At 43.9% G+C, this 21,012-nt stretch carries 19 protein-coding genes; 4 read left to right on the plus strand and 15 right to left on the minus strand.

Going from position 1 to position 21,012, the window contains the following annotated elements; genetic code table 11:
• Window positions 1-9 precede the first annotated feature (9 nt).
• The 3 genes from AC3IT7_RS01905 to lgt form a co-directional block, all read right to left on the minus strand.
• Window positions 10-396: a hypothetical protein gene (locus AC3IT7_RS01905; protein WP_489249203.1), complete on the minus strand. Its 387-nt coding sequence runs from the start codon at window positions 394-396 to the stop codon at window positions 10-12.
• Complete coding sequence (locus tag AC3IT7_RS01910) at window positions 389-781, minus strand: hypothetical protein (RefSeq protein ID WP_489249204.1); 393 nt, start codon at window positions 779-781, stop codon at window positions 389-391. The genes AC3IT7_RS01905 and AC3IT7_RS01910 overlap by 8 nt, the downstream gene beginning before the upstream one ends.
• Before the next feature lie 90 nt (window positions 782-871).
• Window positions 872-1,681: a prolipoprotein diacylglyceryl transferase gene (lgt, locus tag AC3IT7_RS01915; protein WP_489249205.1), complete on the minus strand. Its 810-nt coding sequence runs from the start codon at window positions 1,679-1,681 to the stop codon at window positions 872-874.
• 93 nt (window positions 1,682-1,774) lie between these two features.
• Between lgt and AC3IT7_RS01920 the strand changes: the two genes are divergently transcribed.
• Entirely contained in the window at window positions 1,775-2,557 is a 783-nt protein-coding gene (locus tag AC3IT7_RS01920) for an NRDE family protein (RefSeq protein WP_489249206.1), read from the plus strand.
• A gap of 51 nt (window positions 2,558-2,608) precedes the next feature.
• On the opposite strand, the gene AC3IT7_RS01925 is transcribed toward AC3IT7_RS01920, so the two are convergent.
• The 4 genes from AC3IT7_RS01925 to AC3IT7_RS01940 form a co-directional block, all read right to left on the minus strand.
• Window positions 2,609-4,861: a PhoX family protein gene (locus AC3IT7_RS01925; RefSeq protein WP_489249207.1), complete on the minus strand. Its 2,253-nt coding sequence runs from the start codon at window positions 4,859-4,861 to the stop codon at window positions 2,609-2,611.
• A gap of 196 nt (window positions 4,862-5,057) precedes the next feature.
• Window positions 5,058-5,834 (minus strand): twin-arginine translocase subunit TatC, encoded by a 777-nt coding sequence (tatC, locus tag AC3IT7_RS01930; protein WP_475653461.1) that lies wholly within the window; start codon window positions 5,832-5,834, stop codon window positions 5,058-5,060.
• The gene (tatB, locus tag AC3IT7_RS01935) at window positions 5,831-6,253 is read right to left on the minus strand and encodes a Sec-independent protein translocase protein TatB (RefSeq protein ID WP_489249208.1); all 423 of its coding nucleotides are present in this window, start codon (window positions 6,251-6,253) and stop codon (window positions 5,831-5,833) included. Before tatB ends, tatC begins: the two co-directional genes overlap by 4 nt.
• A 9-nt stretch (window positions 6,254-6,262) precedes the next feature.
• Complete coding sequence (locus AC3IT7_RS01940; protein WP_159123604.1) at window positions 6,263-6,481, minus strand: Sec-independent protein translocase subunit TatA; 219 nt, start codon at window positions 6,479-6,481, stop codon at window positions 6,263-6,265.
• A 186-nt stretch (window positions 6,482-6,667) separates the two neighbouring features.
• Here AC3IT7_RS01940 and AC3IT7_RS01945 point away from each other — a divergent pair, with 186 nt between their 5' ends.
• Entirely contained in the window at window positions 6,668-7,549 is an 882-nt protein-coding gene (locus AC3IT7_RS01945; protein ID WP_489249209.1) for an AEC family transporter, read from the plus strand.
• Window positions 7,550-7,727: 178 nt separating this feature from the next.
• On the opposite strand, the gene rdgB is transcribed toward AC3IT7_RS01945, so the two are convergent.
• The 8 genes from rdgB to AC3IT7_RS01985 form a co-directional block, all read right to left on the minus strand.
• Window positions 7,728-8,354 (minus strand): RdgB/HAM1 family non-canonical purine NTP pyrophosphatase, encoded by a 627-nt coding sequence (gene rdgB / locus AC3IT7_RS01950; RefSeq protein ID WP_489249210.1) that lies wholly within the window; start codon window positions 8,352-8,354, stop codon window positions 7,728-7,730.
• Between the two features lie 103 nt (window positions 8,355-8,457).
• The gene (locus AC3IT7_RS01955) at window positions 8,458-9,048 is read right to left on the minus strand and encodes a tetratricopeptide repeat protein (RefSeq protein WP_005172763.1); all 591 of its coding nucleotides are present in this window, start codon (window positions 9,046-9,048) and stop codon (window positions 8,458-8,460) included.
• Window positions 9,045-9,638: a methionine biosynthesis protein MetW gene (gene metW / locus AC3IT7_RS01960; protein WP_005095565.1), complete on the minus strand. Its 594-nt coding sequence runs from the start codon at window positions 9,636-9,638 to the stop codon at window positions 9,045-9,047. Before metW ends, AC3IT7_RS01955 begins: the two co-directional genes overlap by 4 nt.
• Complete coding sequence (metX, locus tag AC3IT7_RS01965) at window positions 9,638-10,798, minus strand: homoserine O-succinyltransferase MetX (protein ID WP_489249211.1); 1,161 nt, start codon at window positions 10,796-10,798, stop codon at window positions 9,638-9,640. Before metX ends, metW begins: the two co-directional genes overlap by 1 nt.
• A gap of 112 nt (window positions 10,799-10,910) precedes the next feature.
• Entirely contained in the window at window positions 10,911-12,608 is a 1,698-nt protein-coding gene (gene leuA / locus AC3IT7_RS01970; RefSeq protein ID WP_475655086.1) for a 2-isopropylmalate synthase, read from the minus strand.
• 430 nt (window positions 12,609-13,038) lie between these two features.
• A complete protein-coding gene (locus AC3IT7_RS01975) occupies window positions 13,039-13,722 on the minus strand; it encodes a Fe2+-dependent dioxygenase (protein WP_489249212.1) in 684 nt (227 codons plus the stop codon).
• A gap of 79 nt (window positions 13,723-13,801) precedes the next feature.
• Window positions 13,802-16,033, minus strand: a complete 2,232-nt coding sequence (locus AC3IT7_RS01980; protein ID WP_489249213.1) for a TonB-dependent receptor — start codon at window positions 16,031-16,033, stop codon at window positions 13,802-13,804.
• A 312-nt stretch (window positions 16,034-16,345) separates the two neighbouring features.
• The gene (locus AC3IT7_RS01985; protein WP_489249214.1) at window positions 16,346-18,595 is read right to left on the minus strand and encodes a TonB-dependent receptor domain-containing protein; all 2,250 of its coding nucleotides are present in this window, start codon (window positions 18,593-18,595) and stop codon (window positions 16,346-16,348) included.
• 266 nt (window positions 18,596-18,861) lie between these two features.
• Here AC3IT7_RS01985 and tig point away from each other — a divergent pair, with 266 nt between their 5' ends.
• A complete protein-coding gene (tig, locus tag AC3IT7_RS01990) occupies window positions 18,862-20,193 on the plus strand; it encodes a trigger factor (protein ID WP_489249215.1) in 1,332 nt (443 codons plus the stop codon).
• Window positions 20,194-20,386: 193 nt separating this feature from the next.
• Window positions 20,387-20,992 (plus strand): ATP-dependent Clp endopeptidase proteolytic subunit ClpP, encoded by a 606-nt coding sequence (clpP, locus tag AC3IT7_RS01995; protein WP_004647427.1) that lies wholly within the window; start codon window positions 20,387-20,389, stop codon window positions 20,990-20,992.
• Window positions 20,993-21,012: the final 20 nt, after the last annotated feature.

Here is a 21,012-nt window from a genome sequence, read left to right on the forward strand (position 1 = left end):
GCGAAATGGTCATTCTTCAAAACGCTTCGCACGATTTTCATAGACTGATACGATAAACAATCCAATTGCAGCAAAGCCAAGACATTGCAGGCCCAAGGCAAATTTTGCCCATTGTTGATGTTGCTCAGGTAAATATCCAAACAGGGTGATCAGGGCAATGATGGGAATGACTCGGCTCAAGGCGCCAAAGCCATGTGCATAGGGATTGTCCTTGGAGATTTTCGAGCGGAAATGGTGCAGTAAATGCACGACAATTCCAATACCCAGACTTAGCCCGACCAACACCGGATCTAACTGGGCCACAGTCGATGCGGCATAAATTACAATACAGGTCGCGATAATCACCATCAGTTTAATTTGCCGGTGACAGCGTTCGGAATACCAAAATTCAAGCATGGGGTGGCTCTGCATCCTGAGAGTTCTGATTTAATAGCGACAGCGGTGAAAACAGGCAGATTGCCAGGGCCATAAAGGCAATACCCTGTGCGCCCGGAATCAGGATTTCGCCTTTCTGCATATTCATAAAAATTAAAGCAATTAATAGCGCAATTGGAATCCAGGTCAGCAGTCTATATAAAAAACCGCCCGGATTTTTTGCGGCAAAATGAATCTTGCAATAGCGGCAGATCAGAAAAATGACCCCTGTTCCGACAAACATCAAAATTGCATCCAGCGGTAGTGGCTGCATCCAGTACAACACGGCAGCCATCACAGCAATCACAATAAAGATCAGCAGTTTTTTCAGAACAGAGACCTGCGGATTAAACCAGAACTCAAGCATAGTGATGATGGAATAGAAGAGATAATCGGCACTTTAGCATATTTTCGGCATAAAAAAGCGAGGCCTCTGCCTCGCTAAATTGAGCTGTTTTTAGCTGTTTTTCTGTGGACCCCAGTCATAAATTTTCTTCTGGTAGGCATACCATATCATCCACAAACCAATCAGGATCATTGGCAGGCTCAGGAACTGACCCTTGCTCATCCAGCCAATAAACAGCTGACCATTGTCCGGTTCACGGAAGAACTCAACAATGAAACGTGCCAGACCATAACCGATCAGGAACAGGGCCGAAACGGCCATACGTGGACGTGGTTTGGAACTGAACCACCACAGTACAATAAACAGGATCAGTCCTTCACAGAGTGCCTGATACAGTTGTGATGGATGACGTACCAGTTGCAGCGGATCGGTCGGAAAAATCATGCCCCAGGCAAAGTTTGGATCGGTCACCTGACGGCCATACAGTTCACCGCCAATAAAGTTACCAATCCGGCCAAACATTAGCCCTGTCGGTACGCAAGGTGCGATAAAATCCAGGGTCTGGAACCAGGTCATCTGGTATTTCTTGCACCACCATAACATGGCCAGAATAACCCCGAGGAAACCGCCATGGAAGCTCATGCCGCCAGTCCAGATCTGGAACAGCCATAGAGGATCGGCCAGGAACTGGGAAAAACCGTAGAAGAAGACATAACCGACACGGCCACCGATGATCACACCGAGGGCACCGAAGAAAATCAGGTCAGAGACCATGTCCGGTGTCCAGCCGCGTTGTTTGGCGCGAAACGTCGCCAATCCCCAGGCAAATAAAAATGCCAGTAAATACATCAGTCCATACCAGTGGACTTGCAGGGGCCCGAGCGAAATCGCGACGGGATCAATATTGGGATAGGTGAGCATGCCTGTTCCTTGTGATTCTGTTTTGCACAGATTTTAGCTGAAAGCAAAGAAAAATGTTGTACATTCAATGTGTAAAGATCGAGAGCGTAAATTATGTGTATCGTGGCATTGGCGTGGCGGGTTCTGGAGCAGACTCCATTATGTCTGATTTCAAACCGGGATGAATTCTATCAGCGACCTACACAGGGGCTGCATGAATGGGAGAATAGTCCAATTATTGCCGGACAGGATCTACAGTCTGGCGGCACCTGGATGGGCATTACGGCCTCAGGTCGCTGGGCAGTGATTACCAATTTTCGGGATGGGCAGGATCGAAATGATTATCCGACCTCACGTGGGCATATTATTCAGGACTTTCTGGATTCTGACTTAACGCCTATTCGTTTTGCTCAAGACCTGGAACAGCGGCAGTGTGATTATGCCGGCTTTAACCTATTCGTTGGAGATCAGCAGCAGGCCGTGTATATGAGCAATCGCGGTGAGGCGCCGCAACTGCTGGCACAAGGTGTCTATGTGGTTTCAAATGGTCTGATGAGTGAAGACTGGTACAAGACCCGGCATCTGCGCAAACGCTTTACCCAGGAATTTCTACCAATGCTGCAACAACAGGCAGTTTCGGAAGCTGATCTATATCATGCGGTGTGGGATATTCTTGAAGATGAACGTAAAGTGATTCCTGAACTGCTACCAGAAACAGGAATTTCGGTTGAAATGGAACAGCTGTTGTCTTCGACTTTTATTCAAAGTCCAGCCTATGGCACCCGTTGCTCGAATTTTCTGAGAATGCAGCAACAACAATGGCACTGGATCGAGAAATCACAACAAGGTGCCACCACCGGGCAATTGATCCAGAAGATTATTGCACTACAAAAATAGTCACATATAAAAAATGCCGGCAGAAGCCGGCATTTTAATGAAACTTATTCTTTATGCGGTCGCTTGTTCCAAAGCCTCACCGGCAATCGCACCGCCATCTTTGCGGGTAATCACCACCGTCGCAGAACGAGGTACTTTACCTAAGCGGCTATAACGCTCGCTCTGGTTGGCTGGCCATGCGCCACCTGGATGCTGGACATTGACGAAAATCGCCTTGTAGTCCGGGGTAATGGTGACACCGGTAATTTCACAACCCGATGGACCTGTAAGAAAGCGGCGAACCCGGTCATTATCTAGTTTGGCGCCGACAATGGTTTCCTGACCTTCAGTCTTGGTACTTGCAGCAATCGCTTTAGCACCATCGCCGACTGTGCCTGGAAGAGCTGCCAGCATCATGCAGTTGGTTTCATCGGTGTACTGGCCATCATCCGTCTGGATCCACAAAATTCCACGCGGATCGAACCACATGCCGTCCGGGCTAGAGAAATCATTCAAATCATCCAGACCTGACAGGTTGATGTTGGACGCGGCACGTGCTTCTGCACCGAAGAGGAAAATATCCCAGGTGAATGTAGTGGCGTTGACCGTATTCTCGGCTTCACTAAAACGAATGATATGACCATTCATGTTGCCTGAATTGCTGGCATTTGAACCTTTGAAATCGACATAGCTACGCGGATTGGCTGCGTCAGTCGGGTAGGCACGTCCACGATTACCATTGTTGGTTAAGGTTACATACACTTCGCCATTTTCCGGATTGACCGCGACCCATTCCGGACGGTCCATTTTGGTTGCACCGACATGGTCAGCAGCAAGACGGGCATTGATCACGATGTCATCTTGGCCTGCAAATGGATAGATTTCATTGGCAGCAGTTAAACCATTTTTGCCATAGGTCAGTTCTAACCATTCACCCGTACCGTCATCATTGAATTTAGCGACATATAATGTGCCTTTATCCATGTATTTATCACCAGCGGTATAACCACCATTGACATCTTTCGGATCCCAGAGGGCTTCAGAAACAAATTTATAGATATATTCGCCTGTTGCATCATCACCCATATAGAACGCTAATGGCTGACCCGGAATAGGGTTGCTACAGCGGCAGTCTTCATGGGCAAAACGACCCAGTGCAGTACGTTTAACTGGACGAGTAGTCGCGCTAAATGGGTCAATCTCCACAATGAAGCCACAGGTATTCATGACATTACGATAATCTGCTAAAGCATTTGCGCCTTTAACTGAAATATCCCAACGATCATAAAGTCCTTTATCACCGGTTAATTCAGCAACAGGAGTATTCCAGCGGTATTGAGATGAATGAGCATCAGTACCACCACGACCATAACGTGATAATGAAATTTCTTCTTTTGCAATAGCGCGAGTGTCATTGGCTTGACGGGCGAAATAACCACTCCAGTTTTCTTCAGCGGTTAAGTAAGTTCCCCATGGCGTATAACCATTACCACAGTTGGCAAAGGTACCGCGAGTCAACGTCCCATCTGGTGAGAAAGCCGTTTTAACCAAGTCAGAACCACGCGCTGGTCCATTAATTTCCATCTCGGTTGCTGCAGTGATACGACGGTTAAAATTAGAATTCAAGTTGATTTTAACGTCTTGTGTATTCGCATCTTTGCTGATCTCAATTACGGACACACCATGCGCATTCACTTCACGGAGTACCTGATCTTCTGGGCGAATACCGTCGGTGGTAATTGTACCTTCAGGCATATGTAACTGAGATTGTTGCAGGTATTCGTGGTTTAGAACCAGTAAACCTTGTGTTGATTCTTTGGCAGCATAATTTTTGTTGGTTGGATGCATGCCGAAGAAGCTCATACCATCATGGTTGTCGCCTGAGCGGAACTGGTAAGACGCACCAGAAGGTAAATTCGCATCTGTCTTTTCTGGATATGCTGGGTTAATTGGATCACCGACCGCATATAGCACTTTAAGCTCATAACCTTTAGGCACGCTAAAGAAGTTTTGCGTATTTTTGCGAACCGGCTTAAAGGTCAATTTATTCGGGCGCGCTTTCAGGTCACTCCATGCATGTTGATCTGGGCTAGTAGTGTCCGGTGGGGTAGTCGGATTATTGTCAGGCGTACCAGAATCATTATCATCATCTGAACAACCACTTACTGTTGCGGCAAAGGCTAAGGCCATTGCCCCACTGGTGGTTTTTGCAATAAAGCTGCGGCGGCTAGTATATTGATCCAGAATGGTTTGAAAGTGGGTATTATTTGAATTATTACTGTCTTCAACCAGATCCTGGCAAGGTATCATGTCTTCGTTTTTCATTTTAAAGTCCCAATTAAAAAATAAGTGCTTGGTGGTGTAGAAGTTTTCAATACCTTAAGTGCGGGATATGACAGTAATCTTAAGAAAATATTACATTAAAGTTAAATAAATCAATATTTTATAAAATTAAGAAAATAAAAAGACAGCCAAGGCTGCCTGAATAAATAGATGTTTTTCTTGTTTTGGCTGGTTGTTTTTATTCTGTCTTTAAGCGCCGTTTTTCGATCAGTTTTCCGGCCAGTAGACCCATTTCGAACAGCAGCCACATCGGCACAGCCAGCATGATCATCGACAGTGCATCTGGAGGTGTCACAAACATCGCGACAAAGAAACAGCCGACAATAATAAAGCGCCGTTTTTCTACCAGAGTTTGTGTCGAAACTGCCCCAATCAGGATCAGAATTAAAGTGATAATGGGAATTTCAAAAGTAAAACCAAAGACCAGAAACAGTTTTAAACAGAAGCTGAGATAACTGTTAATGTCCGTCATCGGGGCCACAGTTTCAGGTGAGACACTGATGAAAAAATGCAGGATCGAGGGCAATGCCACAAAGTAGGCAAAACTAATCCCGATATAAAACAGCAGAATACTACCGAGCAAAAGTGGTAAAGCCAGACTCTTTTCTTTGGCATACAGGGCCGGTTTAACAAATGTCCAGAGCTGATACAGGATGAACGGCATCGCGATCATCAATGCCACAAAGAAATTCAGCTTAAATGGTGCCATGAATGTTGCTGTCACATCCGTGGCAATCATGGTCGAGCTGGCGGGTAGCTGTGCACGCAGCGGTTCAGACAACCACTGGTACGTCTGATTGGCAAAGGGCAATAAACAGAAAAACAGGCCAATCAGGACAGCAACCACTTTAAACAGATGCTTTCTTAAGACCACCAGATGCTGGGTAATTGGCATCTCTTCAAGATTTACCGCTGCTGCATCATTTGAGGCTGGTGTGGTCGGTAAAGAGCTCATACGGCCACCTTCATTTCTGTATAGCGTTGTTCCGGGATCACTGCTTGAGTTTTTGCGGGCTGAGGTAAATACACCGACGATACGGGTTCTAGCACCGGCTGATAGCGAAGCAAAGGCTGAGTGACCTGAGGCTTTTGTTTTAATTCATTAGCTGCAATCGGCTGCTGCAAATCTGCCATTTGTGCCTGCATCTTGGCTTCGAGTTGCTGGATTCGCTGCATTTCAGCCTGCATTTGTTCACGTAGCTCAGACAGCCGCAATTCACGATCCAGATCATTCTGAACATTGCTGACCATACGCTTGATCTTGCCGTACCATGTTCCGACAAAACGTACAGCTTCCGGAAGCTTATCTGGTCCCAAGACCAAAAGTGCAATAATCCCGAAAATCAGCAGCTCGGTCATTCCGATATTGAGCATAGCGGACTCTTAACTCTTGATCGAGGTTTCAGGGGTTTTGACTTGTGCCTCGATGATGCGTGGCTCTGCTAACTTGGCCTGTTCAGCTTCTTCATCTTTAACTGATTTTTTAAAGTCTTTAATTGCGCCGCCAACATCTTTACCCAGATTCTTCAGTTTCGATGTGCCAAACAATAAAATCACTACAATTGCAAAAATCAGCACATGCCAAATTGATAATCCTGCCATTATTTTATCCTCCATATTTCATGTACCTATCTCAGCAGGCTTGTATGACAATGCAGTGACGCTTTAATGACAGTTTGCCGACACAGCATCAGTGCGATGAATAGTTCATATCAAAAATTCTACGATTCGATCAAAACCAGGCTGTGCTAGCATATGGCTTGATATGGAAATCCCAGCAGTACTGTCATGGCTTTGATTCTTCCGCTCCTGTCTTTTCTGACCGGTTATTGGGGCGTGCAATATTTAAAACCGATTCGGCCTTTCTTGGCGGCTTTATTGGCCCGTGTCCTGATTCCGGTGTTGATTATTTACAACATGGTGTTCTACCGGGAAGGCAGTTTGTGGCTGATCAGCTTTAGCTTCTTTTGTTCCTGCCTGTTCTTTGCCGTATTTTATTGCATCCTTAAAAATAAACTGCGTGCCTTATGTCTGAGCTATTTAAATGGTGCGTGGCTGGGGATTCCTTTTGCCCTGGCCGTTTTTGGTCCACAAGCGACCAGTACCGTGGTGGCGCTGTACATTGGTGGTTCTTTGTTTGGCAATGTCTGTGCAGTCATGGCAGTCAGTGAAGCCAGACAAGACACGCGTTATATTTTAAAAAATGTGTTGCTCTCACCGCCAGTGGTGGCTTTGTCGATGGCAGCTTTATTGTCATTTTGGGATTTGAGTCACTGGCAACAAGTGGCTTGGGTAGAGATGCTGTATCAAGCCAATAAAGTGCTGGTGACTTTTAGCGGCATGTGTGTACTAGGAATGTGGCTAAGCAATGTACGGATCAGCCGCTTCGATTTAATGCGCAGTCTGCAACTGATTTTTTATCGTGGGCTATTTGCTTTTTTACTGTGTGGCACAGCTTATTTTTATTTGCCGATCCCGCAGCAAACCCTGACTTATGCAGTAATGCTGATGTTCTTTTTATTACCGCCCGCAGCCAATATTGTGGCGCTAGAAACCCATTATCAGGGAACCGGGCATTCAGCCAAATATATTGCTTCAGGAACCTTGGCCAGTGCGATCTTGATTGCTCTATATGGGATAGTGTTGCATGTATTGATGCCTACACTATAAAGTTTCCTTTCTTGGAGAGAAGGCTATAAAGAGTTGTAAAGTCCCCCTTTATAAAAGAGGGATTTAGGGGGATTCACTAATGTTTAAATCCCTTCTATTTTCCTAAGGGTCAGTGATATTTTTATAATTACCTCTCCCTAACCCTCTCCTAGAAGGAGAGGGGAAAAATATGGAAAACTTACTTCGCCAAACTTGCCTTAAACAGCTGCATCGCCTGACCACGGTGGCTGATTTTATTCTTTTCAGACTTGCTCATTTCTGCACTGGAAATACCCAGTTCCGGTAGCCAGAATAATGGGTCATAACCGAAACCATTTTCTCCGCGTGCCGCTTCCAGAATTTCACCTGTCCAGATGCCTTGGAAGATTTGTGGCAGTGGATCTTCAGCATGTTGAACCAGGGCCAGTACACAGATAAACATGCCTTCAATCGCTGCACCATTTTTACGCAGTGGTTTAAGGTCTGCTAGAAGCTTTTCGTTATTGGCGGCATCATTGCCATGTTCACCAGCATAACGTGCAGAATAAATGCCCGGGGCACCGCCCAGTGCGGGTACACAAATGCCTGAGTCATCGGCAATCGCAGGTTTTCCGGAAATTTTAGCCGCGTGACGCGCCTTGATAATGGCATTTTCAACAAAGCTCAAGCCGTCTTCGACCGCATCTTCGATATCCAGTTGACCTTGAGGAATCACATCTACCGGCAGTTGCAGTTCCGCAAACATTTTCTCAAACTCGGCAATTTTACCTTTGTTATTGCTTGCCAGTACCAAAGTGCCTTGGGATAACCAGTCAGTTGCAGCCATGTCAAAACTCAGTATTAGATGAAGAATGGCCGCTATTTTAGCAATGCTTCAGTCGCTTGCGGCAATAAAAAAGCACCCGAAGGTGCTATTTATTCAATTCAGCTTATTGTGCCTGAATCCATCTGTCTGCACGGTCACGTGCCTGACGAATCTGCTCCTGAGTCAAGTTCGCTGCCAGCGCAGTTTTCTTGCCTTCAGATAAGGTAATCACTTTATTGTCGAGCATGCCATCACGGGTCGACAGTTCATACCACTGATAAGCGCCCATGTAGTTTTTCTTTTTCTCTTCCATCATGGCCAGATTAAAGCTGGCACGGTTATCGCCACGGCTGGCGGCTTTTTCAAAATACTGACGCGCCAGCGCTTCATCTTTTCGGGTACCCATGCCATCTGCCAGCATACGGCCGACATTCAGCTGGGCAACGGCTAGACCCTGGTCTGCAGCAGCCTTGTACCAGGCAAAGGCCTGTCGTTCATCTTTCTGAATATCTTTACCATACTGGTATTTGGTGGCCAGATAAAACTGTGCACCTGCCTGACCCGCTTTGGCTGCTTTGGTCAGGCTGTTGATATCCATCACTGAATACTGAGCCGCTTGACTGGCAACAGAAGGACTTGGAGCAACATAGTCTGCATGGGCCTGCATGCCAAAAAGTCCAGCCAGTAGCGTCGTACTTAATAATAATTTTTTCATAGCGCGCTCACTCGATAAATTGCGACTTCACCAAATAGATTAGGGAGATGTTTACTGAGCAAACTATCTTCTTGATTCCCGTTCACAGCGAGTCGATTAATAATTTTGATGTTATTTTCCGCACAGAGTGCTTCAAAGTCACGGAATGTACATAAGTGGATATTCGGAGTGTTATACCACATATAAGGCAAGGCTTCAGAAACCGGCATTTTCCCTTTGATGGCCAAGAAAGAACGGGTCTTCCAGTGGGCAAAGTTCGGGAAGGTAATAATGGCCTGTTTCCCCACACGCACCATATCACGCAATAATACGTCAGGTGCATCTACAGCCTGCAAAGCTTGTGCCATGACTACATTGTCAAAAGACTGGTCAGCAAAGCGGCTTAAGCCGAGGTTTAAGTCCTGCTGGATGATATTTAACCCGCGACTGACGGCAATTGCAATCTTTTCCTGATCAATTTCTAACCCATATGCACGAATATCATGCTTTTTACTCATTTGTGCCAACAGTTCACCATCGCCACAACCAAGGTCGAGCACGCTAGAACCGGGCTTAATCCACTTTTCAGCCAGTTGTTGATCGATACGCATTATACGGCCTCCTTGGGTGTTGCTTTCAGGTGCTGTTCACCACCGAGGAATGCACGCAAAGATTTTACATACAGTGGAATAGGGAACAGGAAGGAGTCATGACCCTGTTCGGCATCAATATCCAGATAGCTGACCGGTTTGTGATTGGTGATTAAGGCATCGACAATTTCCTGCGAGCGGGCAGGGGTGAAACGCCAGTCGGTGGTAAATGACACCACCAGAAATTTACACTGGGTATTGGCCATGGCTTTGACCAGCGACTGCTCATATTCACGCGACGGATCAAAATAATCCAGTGCCTTGGTCATGATCAGATAGGTATTGGCATCGAAGTTACGGCTGAACTGCTCGCCCTGATAACGCAAATAGCTTTCGACCTGGAACTCGACATCGAAACCATACATGAATTTGCCAGATTTCAGGTCACGGCCAAACTTCTGCTTCATGGCTTCTTCGGACAGGTAGGTGATATGCCCGACCATCCGCGCCAGAATCAGGCCACGTTTTGGATAACTGTCATTTTCCAGATAACGGCCATTATGGAAATCCGGATCAGACAAAATCGACTGACGTGCTACCTCGTTAAAGGCAATATTCTGGGCCGAAAGTTTGGGAGTACTGGCAATAATCACGCATTTTCTTAAACGGTCGGGATAATCCACTGACCATTGCAAGGCCTGCATGCCACCCAGAGAACCGCCAATGATGGCATCCCAAGTATCAATTCCTAAACGATCAGAGAGCAGGGATTGGGTTTTGACCCAGTCACGCACGGTGACCAGTGGAAAATCCGGACCATAAGGACGGTTTTCATTTTCAGGATTGGGTGAAGTCGGGCCGGTAGAGCCGTTACAACCCCCAATATTATTTAAAGACACCACAAAGAATTTTGAGGTATCGATGGCTTTGCCGGGTCCGATACATGCATCCCACCAGCCAGCTTTTTTATCATCTTCATGATGATAACCTGCGGCATGGTGATGGCCAGAAAGGGCATGACAAATCAGGATGGCATTCGACTTATCGGCATTTAAACTGCCGTAAGTTTCAAGCATCAGTTCAAAACGTGGGAGGATGCGACCGCATTCAAGCTCTAACGGCTCTTCAAATTGGAACTTTTGTGGGACAACAATGCCCACTGAGTCAGCTGGAAAAGACACGGGGAGGATTCGCCTTAAATCTTTAGTATGAATAATAAAAGGATACCACTAGCGGATATCCTTCTAAAGTCATTTTAGTGCTATGAATTATTGCTAATTCTAATAGCGCTTTTTAGACTGCTGCAGCAATCACCTGATCTGTGCTCAAGACACCCTGATCAATCAGACGATTGGTACATGCAATAATCGCTTCAATTGAAGAAGTCACGATGTTGTCATGTACCCCTGCACCAAAGGCCGATTTACCGGTACCTTTGACTTGAAGCTCAATCAAGGCCAAGGCTTTGGCATGCGCGCCAGAACTGATGCTGCGCTCTTCATAGTTCACCACATCAATCGGTAACTGAAGTGCATCCAGGATTGCAGAAATTGGACCATTGCCTTCACCGCGAACACGACGGGACTGACCCTCAACTTCAAGATCCAGTTCAATCACCTGATTGCCATTGTCATCCGACAATTTGTAGTTTTTGGTCGAGTAATGGGCATGTTTAATATCGACATAGGTCTCTTTAAATAATTTCCAGATCTCGGTTGCAGAAATCTCAGTACCTTGTTCATCGGTACGTTTCTGTACAATTTGCGAGAATTCGATTTGTAAACGACGTGGTAAAGTCACGTTGTAATTTGATTCCAGCAAGTAGGCGATCCCGCCTTTACCTGACTGTGAGTTGACGCGAATCACGGCATCATAGTCACGACCCAAGTCTTTCGGATCGATTGGTAAATATGGCATATCCCACATTTCCTGGTCTTTCTGGAATTCGAAACCTTTTTTGATGGCATCCTGATGCGAACCCGAGAATGCAGTGAAGACCAAATCACCGGCATATGGATGACGTGGATGTACTGGCAAACCGGTACATTCTTCAACAGTCGCGATGATTTCGTTAATGTTGGAGAAATCCAGGTTTGGTGCAACACCCTGGGTATACATGTTCAATGCAATCGCCGCCACATCGACGTTACCGGTACGCTCACCATTTCCGAAGACACAGCCTTCCACACGGTCAGCACCAGCCATGATCGCCAATTCAGATGCCGCGATGCCACAACCACGGTCATTATGACAATGTACAGAAATGATTACGCCGTCGCGGCGCTGGATATTGCGGTGCATCCATTCAATCTGATCGGCATAGACGTGAGGACCTGACACTTCCACTGTTGCTGGCAAGTTCAAGATCACTTTATTGGTCGGTGATGCTTCCCAGATTTCAGTCACTGCATCACAGACATCTTTTGCGACTTCCAATTCAGTTGCAGTGAAACATTCCGGGCTGTACTGGAATACAAATTCGGTTTCAGGCTGTTTAGCTGCATATTCTTTCACTTTGGTGGCAGCATTGATGGCCAACTGTTTTGCACCTTCAACATCGACATTCAAGACTTTTTCGCGGAAAGTCGGCGAGTTGGAGTTGTAGATATGCACAATCGCGCGTTTCGCACCTTGTAAAGATTCAAAAGTACGTTGAATTAAGTGATCACGTGCCTGTACCAAAACTTCGATATAAACATCATCCGGAATATGATTTTCTTCGATCAATTTACGGGTGAAATCAAAGTCGATTTGCGATGCTGACGGGAAGCCGATTTCAATATGCTTGAAACCGATTTTCACCAACATCTGGAACATCTTGAATTTCTGCTCCATGTTCATTGGCTCGAAGATCGCTTGGTTACCATCACGCAGGTCGGTACTCATCCAGATTGGCGCTTTGTTGATTTCATTGTTCGGCCATTGACGGTCTGGTAAGTCCACACGTTGATACATGCGACGGTATTTTTTACTTGGATCAGCCAACATCATGAGAGAGCTCCTTGTGTAACCTGATAGCATCTGCGCTTGGTTGAAGCACTGGCAAAGGTTACCGAATAGATTGTGTCTATAATCGTCTACATACAGATTGGAACCAGCATTAAAACTAAAAAACTTTTGAAATACTTGGGATTTAGTTTTAACCACAAAACCTGCATGATGAATTTATGACTTTAAGTTTAATCCAGATAAACCGAAAAGTTTTTGCTTTTTTTATGGATTTTAGTCGTATCTCAATAAAGATTTTCTTATATGGTGTATAGATCGAGAAATATTTTCATTTATTTTGAATCTGGTGTTTTATCTTCTCTTTATTTGACTAAAAACTGTTATTTTTTACGTTCCAGAACCTTATATCGCAATATATTTTTATAGACAATAATTCCAGAGGTTTTAAATAATCTTTCAAGCATAAGCCCGATTAAAGCTCTGCCCATTTGCGCATGAGGTTGTGATACAGATTGGTCAGTTTCATCACTTCGGCATGCTGATCGCCTAGCTCAATTCTCAGGTTTTGAATGCTTTGATCCAGATTAAACAGCATATGTCGTTCAGCATCATTTCGGACCATGCTTTGTACCCAAAAAAATGAAGCGATCCGGCAACCTGAGGTAATTGGAATGACTTCGTGCAAGCTGGTTGATGGATAGAGAATCATATCGCCGGCAGGCAGCTTTACTTCGTGATAACCGTAGGTGTCTTCAACCACCAGTTCACCACCTGCATATTCTTCAGGTTCACTCAGGAAAACCGTACAGGATAAATCGGTTCTGAGACGCTCATTTGTCCCGCGAATCCGGCGAATCGAATTGTCGACATGAAAGCCGAAAGCTTCATTATTTTCATAACGGTTAAACAGCGGAGGAATGATATCCAGTGGAATCGCAGCTGATAAAAATAAAGCATGCTGTCCGAGTGCTTCAAGAATGATATTGCCGAGATGATGAGTCAACGGATGATCTTCAGGCAATTGCTGATTGTGTTTTACTGTTGCAGAGAGCGTACCTGCCGTGACTTTGCCATTGACCCATTCAATCTTATTCATTTCCTCACGGAAATATTGCACTTGTTCTTTGCTCAGTACGTTTGGAATATGATGCAGCACGAAGACTTCCCGAATATTTTAGTTTGAAAATAGCATAGCCTCAATTTAGAGACTATGCAGCGTTATTGCTTAAAGGTGATTAGTATTTAAAGTTGACTGCCAATACTGCGCTACGACCTTCTGCTTCAGTGGCATAGTGAGATGAATAGGCCTTGGTGAAGTAACGTTCATCTGACAGGTTGTTGATATTCAATTGCAAATCAACGTTTTTATTGACGTTATAACGTGCCATAGCATCATAACGCACATAACCTGGAACCCACTTGGTATTGGCTGCATCACCATAAACTTTATCCATTGCAGCTGCACCAGCACCCAAAGTTAAAGCAGGGGTGATAGCATAAGTGGTCCAAAGGGTTGCAGAGTTCTTAGGTACATTCTGCATTTGCTTACCCTTGGCAGGGTTGTCAGGTGTACATACCCCTTGACGGTTACAGGATGGGCCCGGGTTCACAGTTTCACTGTCCAGATAAGTATAACCAGCAGATACAGCCCATTTGTCCGTGATATTACCATTTATACCCAGCTCAAGGCCGTCTACTTGGGTTTCGCCGCCATTGGTATATGTAGCAGCATCCAGTTGAATCCGCGTATTTTGTTTTTCAGTACGGAACACGGCAGCGGTTAAATTCAGTCTTTCATTTAATACATCCCACTTTGTACCGATTTCAAAGGTACGGCTCTCTTCTGGATCTAAGTCCATATAGGCTTGACCAATCGCTTCTGAACCGTCCCCGCCATCTACACCGACCGGATTGGCGGAAGTTGCATAACTTGCATAGATAGAACCATTTTCAACAGGTTTAAAGATTAAACCTGCCTGATAGGTCAGGAAGTCAGTATTATTTTCAATAGAGTCGCCAGTCGCGTTTGTAGTTTGCTTGGTATCAAATTTATCCCAACGTAAGCCCAGATCTAATAACCATTGCGGGCTAAACTCGATATTATCTAAGAGATAGACAGATGTAGTCTCGGTCGTGGTTGTCGTGAGATTTTTGTTGGCTGCGGAAGAGCCCAGCCATTGATCACGTGAGTCTGGATTAGTTAATGATGTACACCATGCATCGTTGATAGCACAGTCGCTGTTGAAACCACCTGTGGTAGTACCTGGATAGCTAGGATAACTTGTTAAGTAGTTACCTTTGTCAGATTCTTGATCTGAGTACTCTGCACCTATATTAAAGCTATGCTTGAATGCACCTGTATTAAACTTACCTGTCAAAGCAAGTTGGTCGGTAAAGATGTTGGTATCTGTAATACGCGAGTTTATACGACGCCAGACTTTATCATTCAGCACGTTACCTTTGGAGTCATCTGGCTGGGTCCATAAGTAGTCATTTTTGGCAGTGCTATATACTGCTGTATTGCTCAGGGTCAGGTTATCCGTTAAATCGTGTTCTAATTTAATTGTTCCGATCTGATTTTCCTGTTTCTGAAAATCACGACTTAATAAACCATAATAAATGCCTTGTTTTACATCGACAGGTTTACCAACAGTGGCTTTTTTTGCCGCATCATACTTATAAGGAACACCTGAATCCGGTGTGTCATCCGATTTTAAGTAGTAATAGCTTAAAGTTGCGCGAGTAGGGCTGTCTAAACCGAAAGTGATACTTGGAGCAATACCGGCACGTTTATATTCGGCACCGTCCTTCTGACCCGCTTTTTCATTATGATGGCCCATCAGCGCAACACGTGCTGCAACACCATTGCCAAAATCTTTATTGCCATCTAGGGTAATACGTTGATAGTTATCGGTGCCGCCAGCAACAGAACCTTCTAGAAAGTCGCCCGCTTTAGCAACTTTAGAAATCATGTTGATACTGCCGCCAGTCGTTCCTGCACCGCCCATGGCCGATGCAGAACCTTTGGTGACTTCCACCTGTTCGACGGCAAACATTTCACGGTTTTGTGAAGTGGCGTTACGCACGCCATCTACATACATCGAACTTTCAGAATTATAACCACGAATAAATGGACGATCACCGTTTGGATTGCCACCTTCACCCGCGCCCAGAGTAATACCCGGTACAGTACGCAAAGCATCAGTTAAGGTGGTGACTTGGGTATCTGCAATTAACTGTTTTGAAATGACCGAAACTGACTTGGGTGTATCAAGTAAAGGTGCGACAAATTTGTTGTTGGCAGACTGATTTACTTTCAAGCTGGGTGATGGTTCGGCTTTGACTTCTTGATGAATGGTGTCGAGTCGAACGACATTATCTTCAGCAATTGCATGTGTTGCCACGATCGACAAAGAAGAAACAATTGCAGAGGAAACGATTTTTTTACGTGTTTTAATGAAGGTCATGTTAAACCTAAGAAATGAATATTAAAAATGTATGCGAATAATAATGATTCTTGTTATTGTTTTTATCTTTTGATGATGGGAATTCATGATCTTTAAGAAAATATTAAATGAGTTTTTAAATGTAATGATGTAACAATTTTAATTTAAGCTTATGTTTTTAATAAATATTGATAAATTAATCTGATTGTTAACTTTTTATTGAGAATAATGATGTTTATGGAAGGGCATATATTGGCAAGACTTTTGGGCATGCTGCTCTGAGGACAAGAAAAAACCCTGCCACAGGCAGGGTTTTGAGTTACGACGCGTGCATTAGAAGTCGTATGAAACAGATAACCAGTAGTTGCGATCTGGAATATAAGTACCCGCTAAACCACTTGTTGTTTTCGTGTATAAGAAAGCATTTTCAACTTCGTTATCACTATTAATAAATGATTTATAGTCGCCGAAGTCTTTATCTAATAAGTTATTTACACGACCTGAAACAGTTACTTGATTGTTTACTTTATAGGAAGCACCTAAATTAAATAACTCATAAGCTTTTAATTTATTACCTACAGCTCCAATTTCGCGACTTACGTTTACATCATTAAGATCAGGATTCGTGAAGCGAACACGATCAGACTTATATTCAGCTTCTAGCCACGTGGTGAACTTATCATTGACATACCAGGTTCCTGTAAAGTTCAAAGCATGACGCGGTGTATTTTCAATAGGATTCCCTTGGTTTTCACCTTCGGTAATTTCAGACTCTAACCATGTATAGTTTGCTTTTACATCAAAGTTTGGTGAGATATCATATTTTGCACTGAGCTCAACACCATAGCTTTCAGCTTTATCAGCATTGCCTTTAAAGCCGAAGTTTTGTTGATTATCGAAACTACCTACAGTCATACAGTTACTTGCAGGCGCTTGTCCTGCTGGACGACCTGCCCATAAACAGTTTTCAACCAGGCGTGCATCGCTGACAATAATGTCTTTAAATTCAGTAAAGAATGCTGTAGTGGTTAAAGAGAAATTAGATAAGTTGTCGTAAACGAACCCAAGCTCATAGTTTGTTGTTTCTTCAGGTTTTAGATCTGGATTACCCAAGGTCACGTTTCGACCTTGAGAACTAAATCCGTTAATACCGTTATGGAGATCATTGGCTGTTGGAACCTTATAACCTGTGCTCAAGCCACCTTTTAGTGTCCATTGATCATTGGTATTCCAAACCAAGTAGGCGCGAGGTGTGAAGTGACCACCAAAAGCACTATGATCTTCATAACGACCACCAAAAGTGAACGCAAGTGAGTCAGTTAGATTCCATTCATCTTCAGTAAATACAGACCAAGAATCTTGTTCGAAAGCAACGCCGTTACCTGCTGAGTTATCGATAGTTTCACCGTCTTTATATTCAATGCCCGCAGTAACTTTGTGATTGCCAAGTGTTGAAATAATACGAGAATCAACGGTTAAGTCTTTATTTTCTAAGACACGATCCTGCGTCCCATCAGAGTAGTAGTTATATTCAGGTACATTTCCTTTTGGAAGACGACGACCTTCCTGTTCAGAAGATACATAGCTTGCAAACGTTTTCCATTGACCGAAATTCAACTCGGTATCGACACCCGCAGAAATACGATCTCTTAAAAATTTGACTTCATCTTTATATGAGCCTGGTCCAGATGGTAAACCTGTCGCGCGATTGAATTCGTAAAGTTCGCCTAAGCGAGCATCACTATTGTCGAAACGCTGTTCAGCATGATCAAAGTCAATCCAGGTAGACACATTGTCATTAACATTTAGGGTAAGTTTTGTCCCTACAGCATAGTTGTTCGCTTCTACCATACGCGGGTCTCGACCTTGACTCCCCTGATCAATCGTTTTTACAGGTGTCACAAGTCGATCCGACTCATCACGGTGCAAAAACTCACCGCGTACTTGAATGCCAAGTTTGTCCTGGATCAATGGACCATTTACGACTGCACTAGTTTTCCAATTGTTGCCAATATCAGAGTTTTCTTGAATATTTTGTTCAACTGAGACATTACCATTCCACTCTGAAGAGACTTTTTTAGTAATGATGTTGATAATACCGCCCATGGCATCGGAGCCATAGAGGGTAGACATTGGGCCACGAATGACTTCAATACGCTCAATAGAAGCCAAAGGTGGCATGAAACTCGTTGAAAATTCGCCAAAACCGTTTGGACCAATTGAACCAGAGGTATTTTGACGCTGACCGTCGATTAAAATTAAGGTATAGCTTTGGTTTAAACCTCGCATTTGGATATTGAGGCCACCTGTTTTACCTTGCCCATTACGTACGTCAACACCAGGAACTTCAGTAAGTGCATCAGCAATATTGGTAATACCCTTTTTCTTTAAGTCTTCAGCAGTGACCACACTAATGGAAGCAGGGGCATTTTTAATATCTTGTTCAAAACCCGCTGCAGAAACCACAATGGTAGACAAGGTGGTAGTTGGAACGTTTGAAGTACTATTTGTCTCTGCAAAAACAGATGTTGTTGTAACCCCAAGAATTGCCAACGTAAGTGGACGAAGACTAAAACTATGCATAACCAAATTCCCGAACCGAAGAATAAATTAGTATTGTTGCTTAAATAAGAAACTGGATATTAATGATAGTACTTATCATTTGCAATAAAAATATACACTTTCTCCATTTAAACCGGGTTGACGGAATATCTGAAAAGATGCCGATTCAAATAAAAAAAGGGTTTAAAAACTGGAACTCGCGCGTATTTTTTGTATATCCTTAAATGTTGTCATATAATGTGGCACATTTTTATAAACCTGTTATAACCTAATATATAGAGGAAGCCATGCAAGTAACTTCTGAAGCGGTTTCGGGCGTTGCCCGTCGTTTAAATGTTTCTGTACCGACGAGCCGTATTAATGAGCAATTTGAAGCTCGTTTAAAACGCACTGCTAAAACTGCGAAGATCAACGGCTTCCGTCCAGGTAAAGTGCCTGTAAACGTAGTTCGTCGTGAATACGGCGCGGGTATCTACCAAGAAGTGGTAAACGATATTATTCGTGACACGGTATTCGAAGCGATCCAGCAAGAGAAAATCAATGCTGTAGGCATGCCAAACATCGAAAAAACTGAAATGAAAGACGACGCGCTGGTATATACAGCGACTGTTGAAGTTTATCCAGAAATCGATGTGAAATTCGAAGGTCTTGAAGTTGAACGTAAAGCAGCTGAAGTAAACGACAAAGACGTTGAGAAGATGATCGAAAATCTTCAAAAACAACGTGCTGCTTGGGCTGAAACCAAAGGCATGGCGAAAAAAGACATGCAGGTAACTTTCGATTTCGAAGGTACTGTTGATGGCGAGAAATTTGAAGGCGGCGCTGCCGAAGACTTCAAGCTTGTTCTAGGTTCTGGTCGTATGATCCCTGGCTTCGAAGACGGTATCGTTGGTATGAAGAAAGGCGAAGAGAAAGTAATCGACGTTACTTTCCCGGAAGATTACCAAGCTGAAAACCTGGCTGGTAAACAAGCTCAGTTCAAAATCACTGTGAAGCTTGTTGAAAAACAAAAACTTCCAGAAATCGATGCTGAATTCCTTAAAATCTTCGGTGTGACTGAAGAAGAAGGCGTTGAGAAGTTAAAAGCTGACGTTCGTAAAAACATGGAACGTGAAGTGAAAAATGGTCTGCGTAACCAGGTAAAAGGCGCGACTTTTGATGCACTTGTAGCTGCAAACGAAGTTGAACTTCCAGCTGCCATGCTTGCTCAGGAAATTGACCGTCAACGTCAACAAATGATCCAGCAGTTCACACAGCAGTTCGGTGCTCAAGGTGCGCAAGCATTTGATTCAAGCATGCTTCCAGACGAATTGTTCAAAGAACAAGCTGAAAAATCTGTAAAACTTGGCGTACTTGTAAGCCGTGTTTTAGCTGATGCGAAAATCGAAGTTGATGTTGCACGTGTTGAAGCATATATCGAAGACATGGCTTCTTCTTATGAAGATCCAAACGAAGTGATCGAATACTTCAAAAATGATGCGCAGCAACGTGCTCAGATTGAAGCAGTTGTTCTAGAAGACCAAGTTGTTGATTACATTCTAGCTTCTGCTAAAGTGACTGATGCAACTGTAAGCTATGAAGACTTATTGAAAGAGCAGCAAGCTCGTCAACAAGCTTAATTCTAGCTTTCAATAAAAAAGGCGCTTGATGCGCCTTTTTTTCATATTCAGGTCTAAAAAAGTATTTCTGCTTTTCACAAAACTAATGCAAAAAATATGATGGATTTGTTGGCGAATTTTTTGCAATTTCAGTGATTATCCCTCATATTGTGATTATGGGTTAGTCACAAAAAATTTAGGAATAAATAAACGTATGTATGTTCCAACGATTGAAAACGCTTTAGTGCCAATGGTGGTAGAACAATCCTCTCGTGGTGAGCGTTCTTTTGATATTTATTCACGCCTTTTGCGTGAACGTGTAATTTTTATGACGGGCGAAGTTGAAGACAATATGGCCAACCTGATCGTTGCGCAAATGTTGTTTTTAGAGGCGGAAAATCCAGATAAAGATATTCATTTATATATCAACTCACCAGGCGGTTCGGTGACTGCGGGTATGGCGATTTATGACACCATGCAGTTTATCAAACCGGATGTTGTGACTTACTGCATGGGTCAGGCCGCATCAATGGGTGCATTCCTGCTTAATGCTGGTACCAAAGGCAAGCGTTATTGTCTTGAAAATGCCCGCGTGATGATTCACCAGCCACTCGGTGGTTTTCGTGGTCAGGCATCAGATATTGAAATTCATGCACGTGAAATCCTGTTCATTAAAGAGCGTTTAAACCGTTTAATGGCTGAACATAGCGGTCAGGACTACGAAAAAGTGGCACGTGATACAGATCGTGACAACTTTATGACTGCGCAGCAAGCGAAAGAATACGGTCTTGTGGACGAAGTTTTAACTAAACGTCCATAAGTTTTAAAGATTGAGATAGT

The sequence above is a fragment of the Acinetobacter sp. KH_038 genome (genome assembly GCF_057839405.1).

Coding starts and splice junctions, on each gene's coding strand:
- AC3IT7_RS01980 (WP_489249213.1), bottom strand. CDS start 16,033: ATGACCTTCATTAAAACACGTAAAAAAATCGTTTCCTCTGCAATTGTT.
- AC3IT7_RS01920 (WP_489249206.1), top strand. CDS start 1,775: ATGTGTATCGTGGCATTGGCGTGGCGGGTTCTGGAGCAGACTCCATTA.
- rdgB (WP_489249210.1), bottom strand. CDS start 8,354: ATGGCTGCAACTGACTGGTTATCCCAAGGCACTTTGGTACTGGCAAGC.
- AC3IT7_RS01910 (WP_489249204.1), bottom strand. CDS start 781: ATGCTTGAGTTCTGGTTTAATCCGCAGGTCTCTGTTCTGAAAAAACTG.
- tatC (WP_475653461.1), bottom strand. CDS start 5,834: ATGAGCTCTTTACCGACCACACCAGCCTCAAATGATGCAGCAGCGGTA.
- AC3IT7_RS01945 (WP_489249209.1), top strand. CDS start 6,668: ATGGCTTTGATTCTTCCGCTCCTGTCTTTTCTGACCGGTTATTGGGGC.
- tatB (WP_489249208.1), bottom strand. CDS start 6,253: ATGCTCAATATCGGAATGACCGAGCTGCTGATTTTCGGGATTATTGCA.
- tig (WP_489249215.1), top strand. CDS start 18,862: ATGCAAGTAACTTCTGAAGCGGTTTCGGGCGTTGCCCGTCGTTTAAAT.
- AC3IT7_RS01955 (WP_005172763.1), bottom strand. CDS start 9,048: ATGAAAAAATTATTATTAAGTACGACGCTACTGGCTGGACTTTTTGGC.
- AC3IT7_RS01985 (WP_489249214.1), bottom strand. CDS start 18,595: ATGCATAGTTTTAGTCTTCGTCCACTTACGTTGGCAATTCTTGGGGTT.
- AC3IT7_RS01905 (WP_489249203.1), bottom strand. CDS start 396: ATGCTTGAATTTTGGTATTCCGAACGCTGTCACCGGCAAATTAAACTG.
- clpP (WP_004647427.1), top strand. CDS start 20,387: ATGTATGTTCCAACGATTGAAAACGCTTTAGTGCCAATGGTGGTAGAA.
- lgt (WP_489249205.1), bottom strand. CDS start 1,681: ATGCTCACCTATCCCAATATTGATCCCGTCGCGATTTCGCTCGGGCCC.
- metW (WP_005095565.1), bottom strand. CDS start 9,638: ATGCGTATCGATCAACAACTGGCTGAAAAGTGGATTAAGCCCGGTTCT.
- AC3IT7_RS01940 (WP_159123604.1), bottom strand. CDS start 6,481: ATGGCAGGATTATCAATTTGGCATGTGCTGATTTTTGCAATTGTAGTG.
- AC3IT7_RS01925 (WP_489249207.1), bottom strand. CDS start 4,861: ATGAAAAACGAAGACATGATACCTTGCCAGGATCTGGTTGAAGACAGT.
- leuA (WP_475655086.1), bottom strand. CDS start 12,608: ATGATGTTGGCTGATCCAAGTAAAAAATACCGTCGCATGTATCAACGT.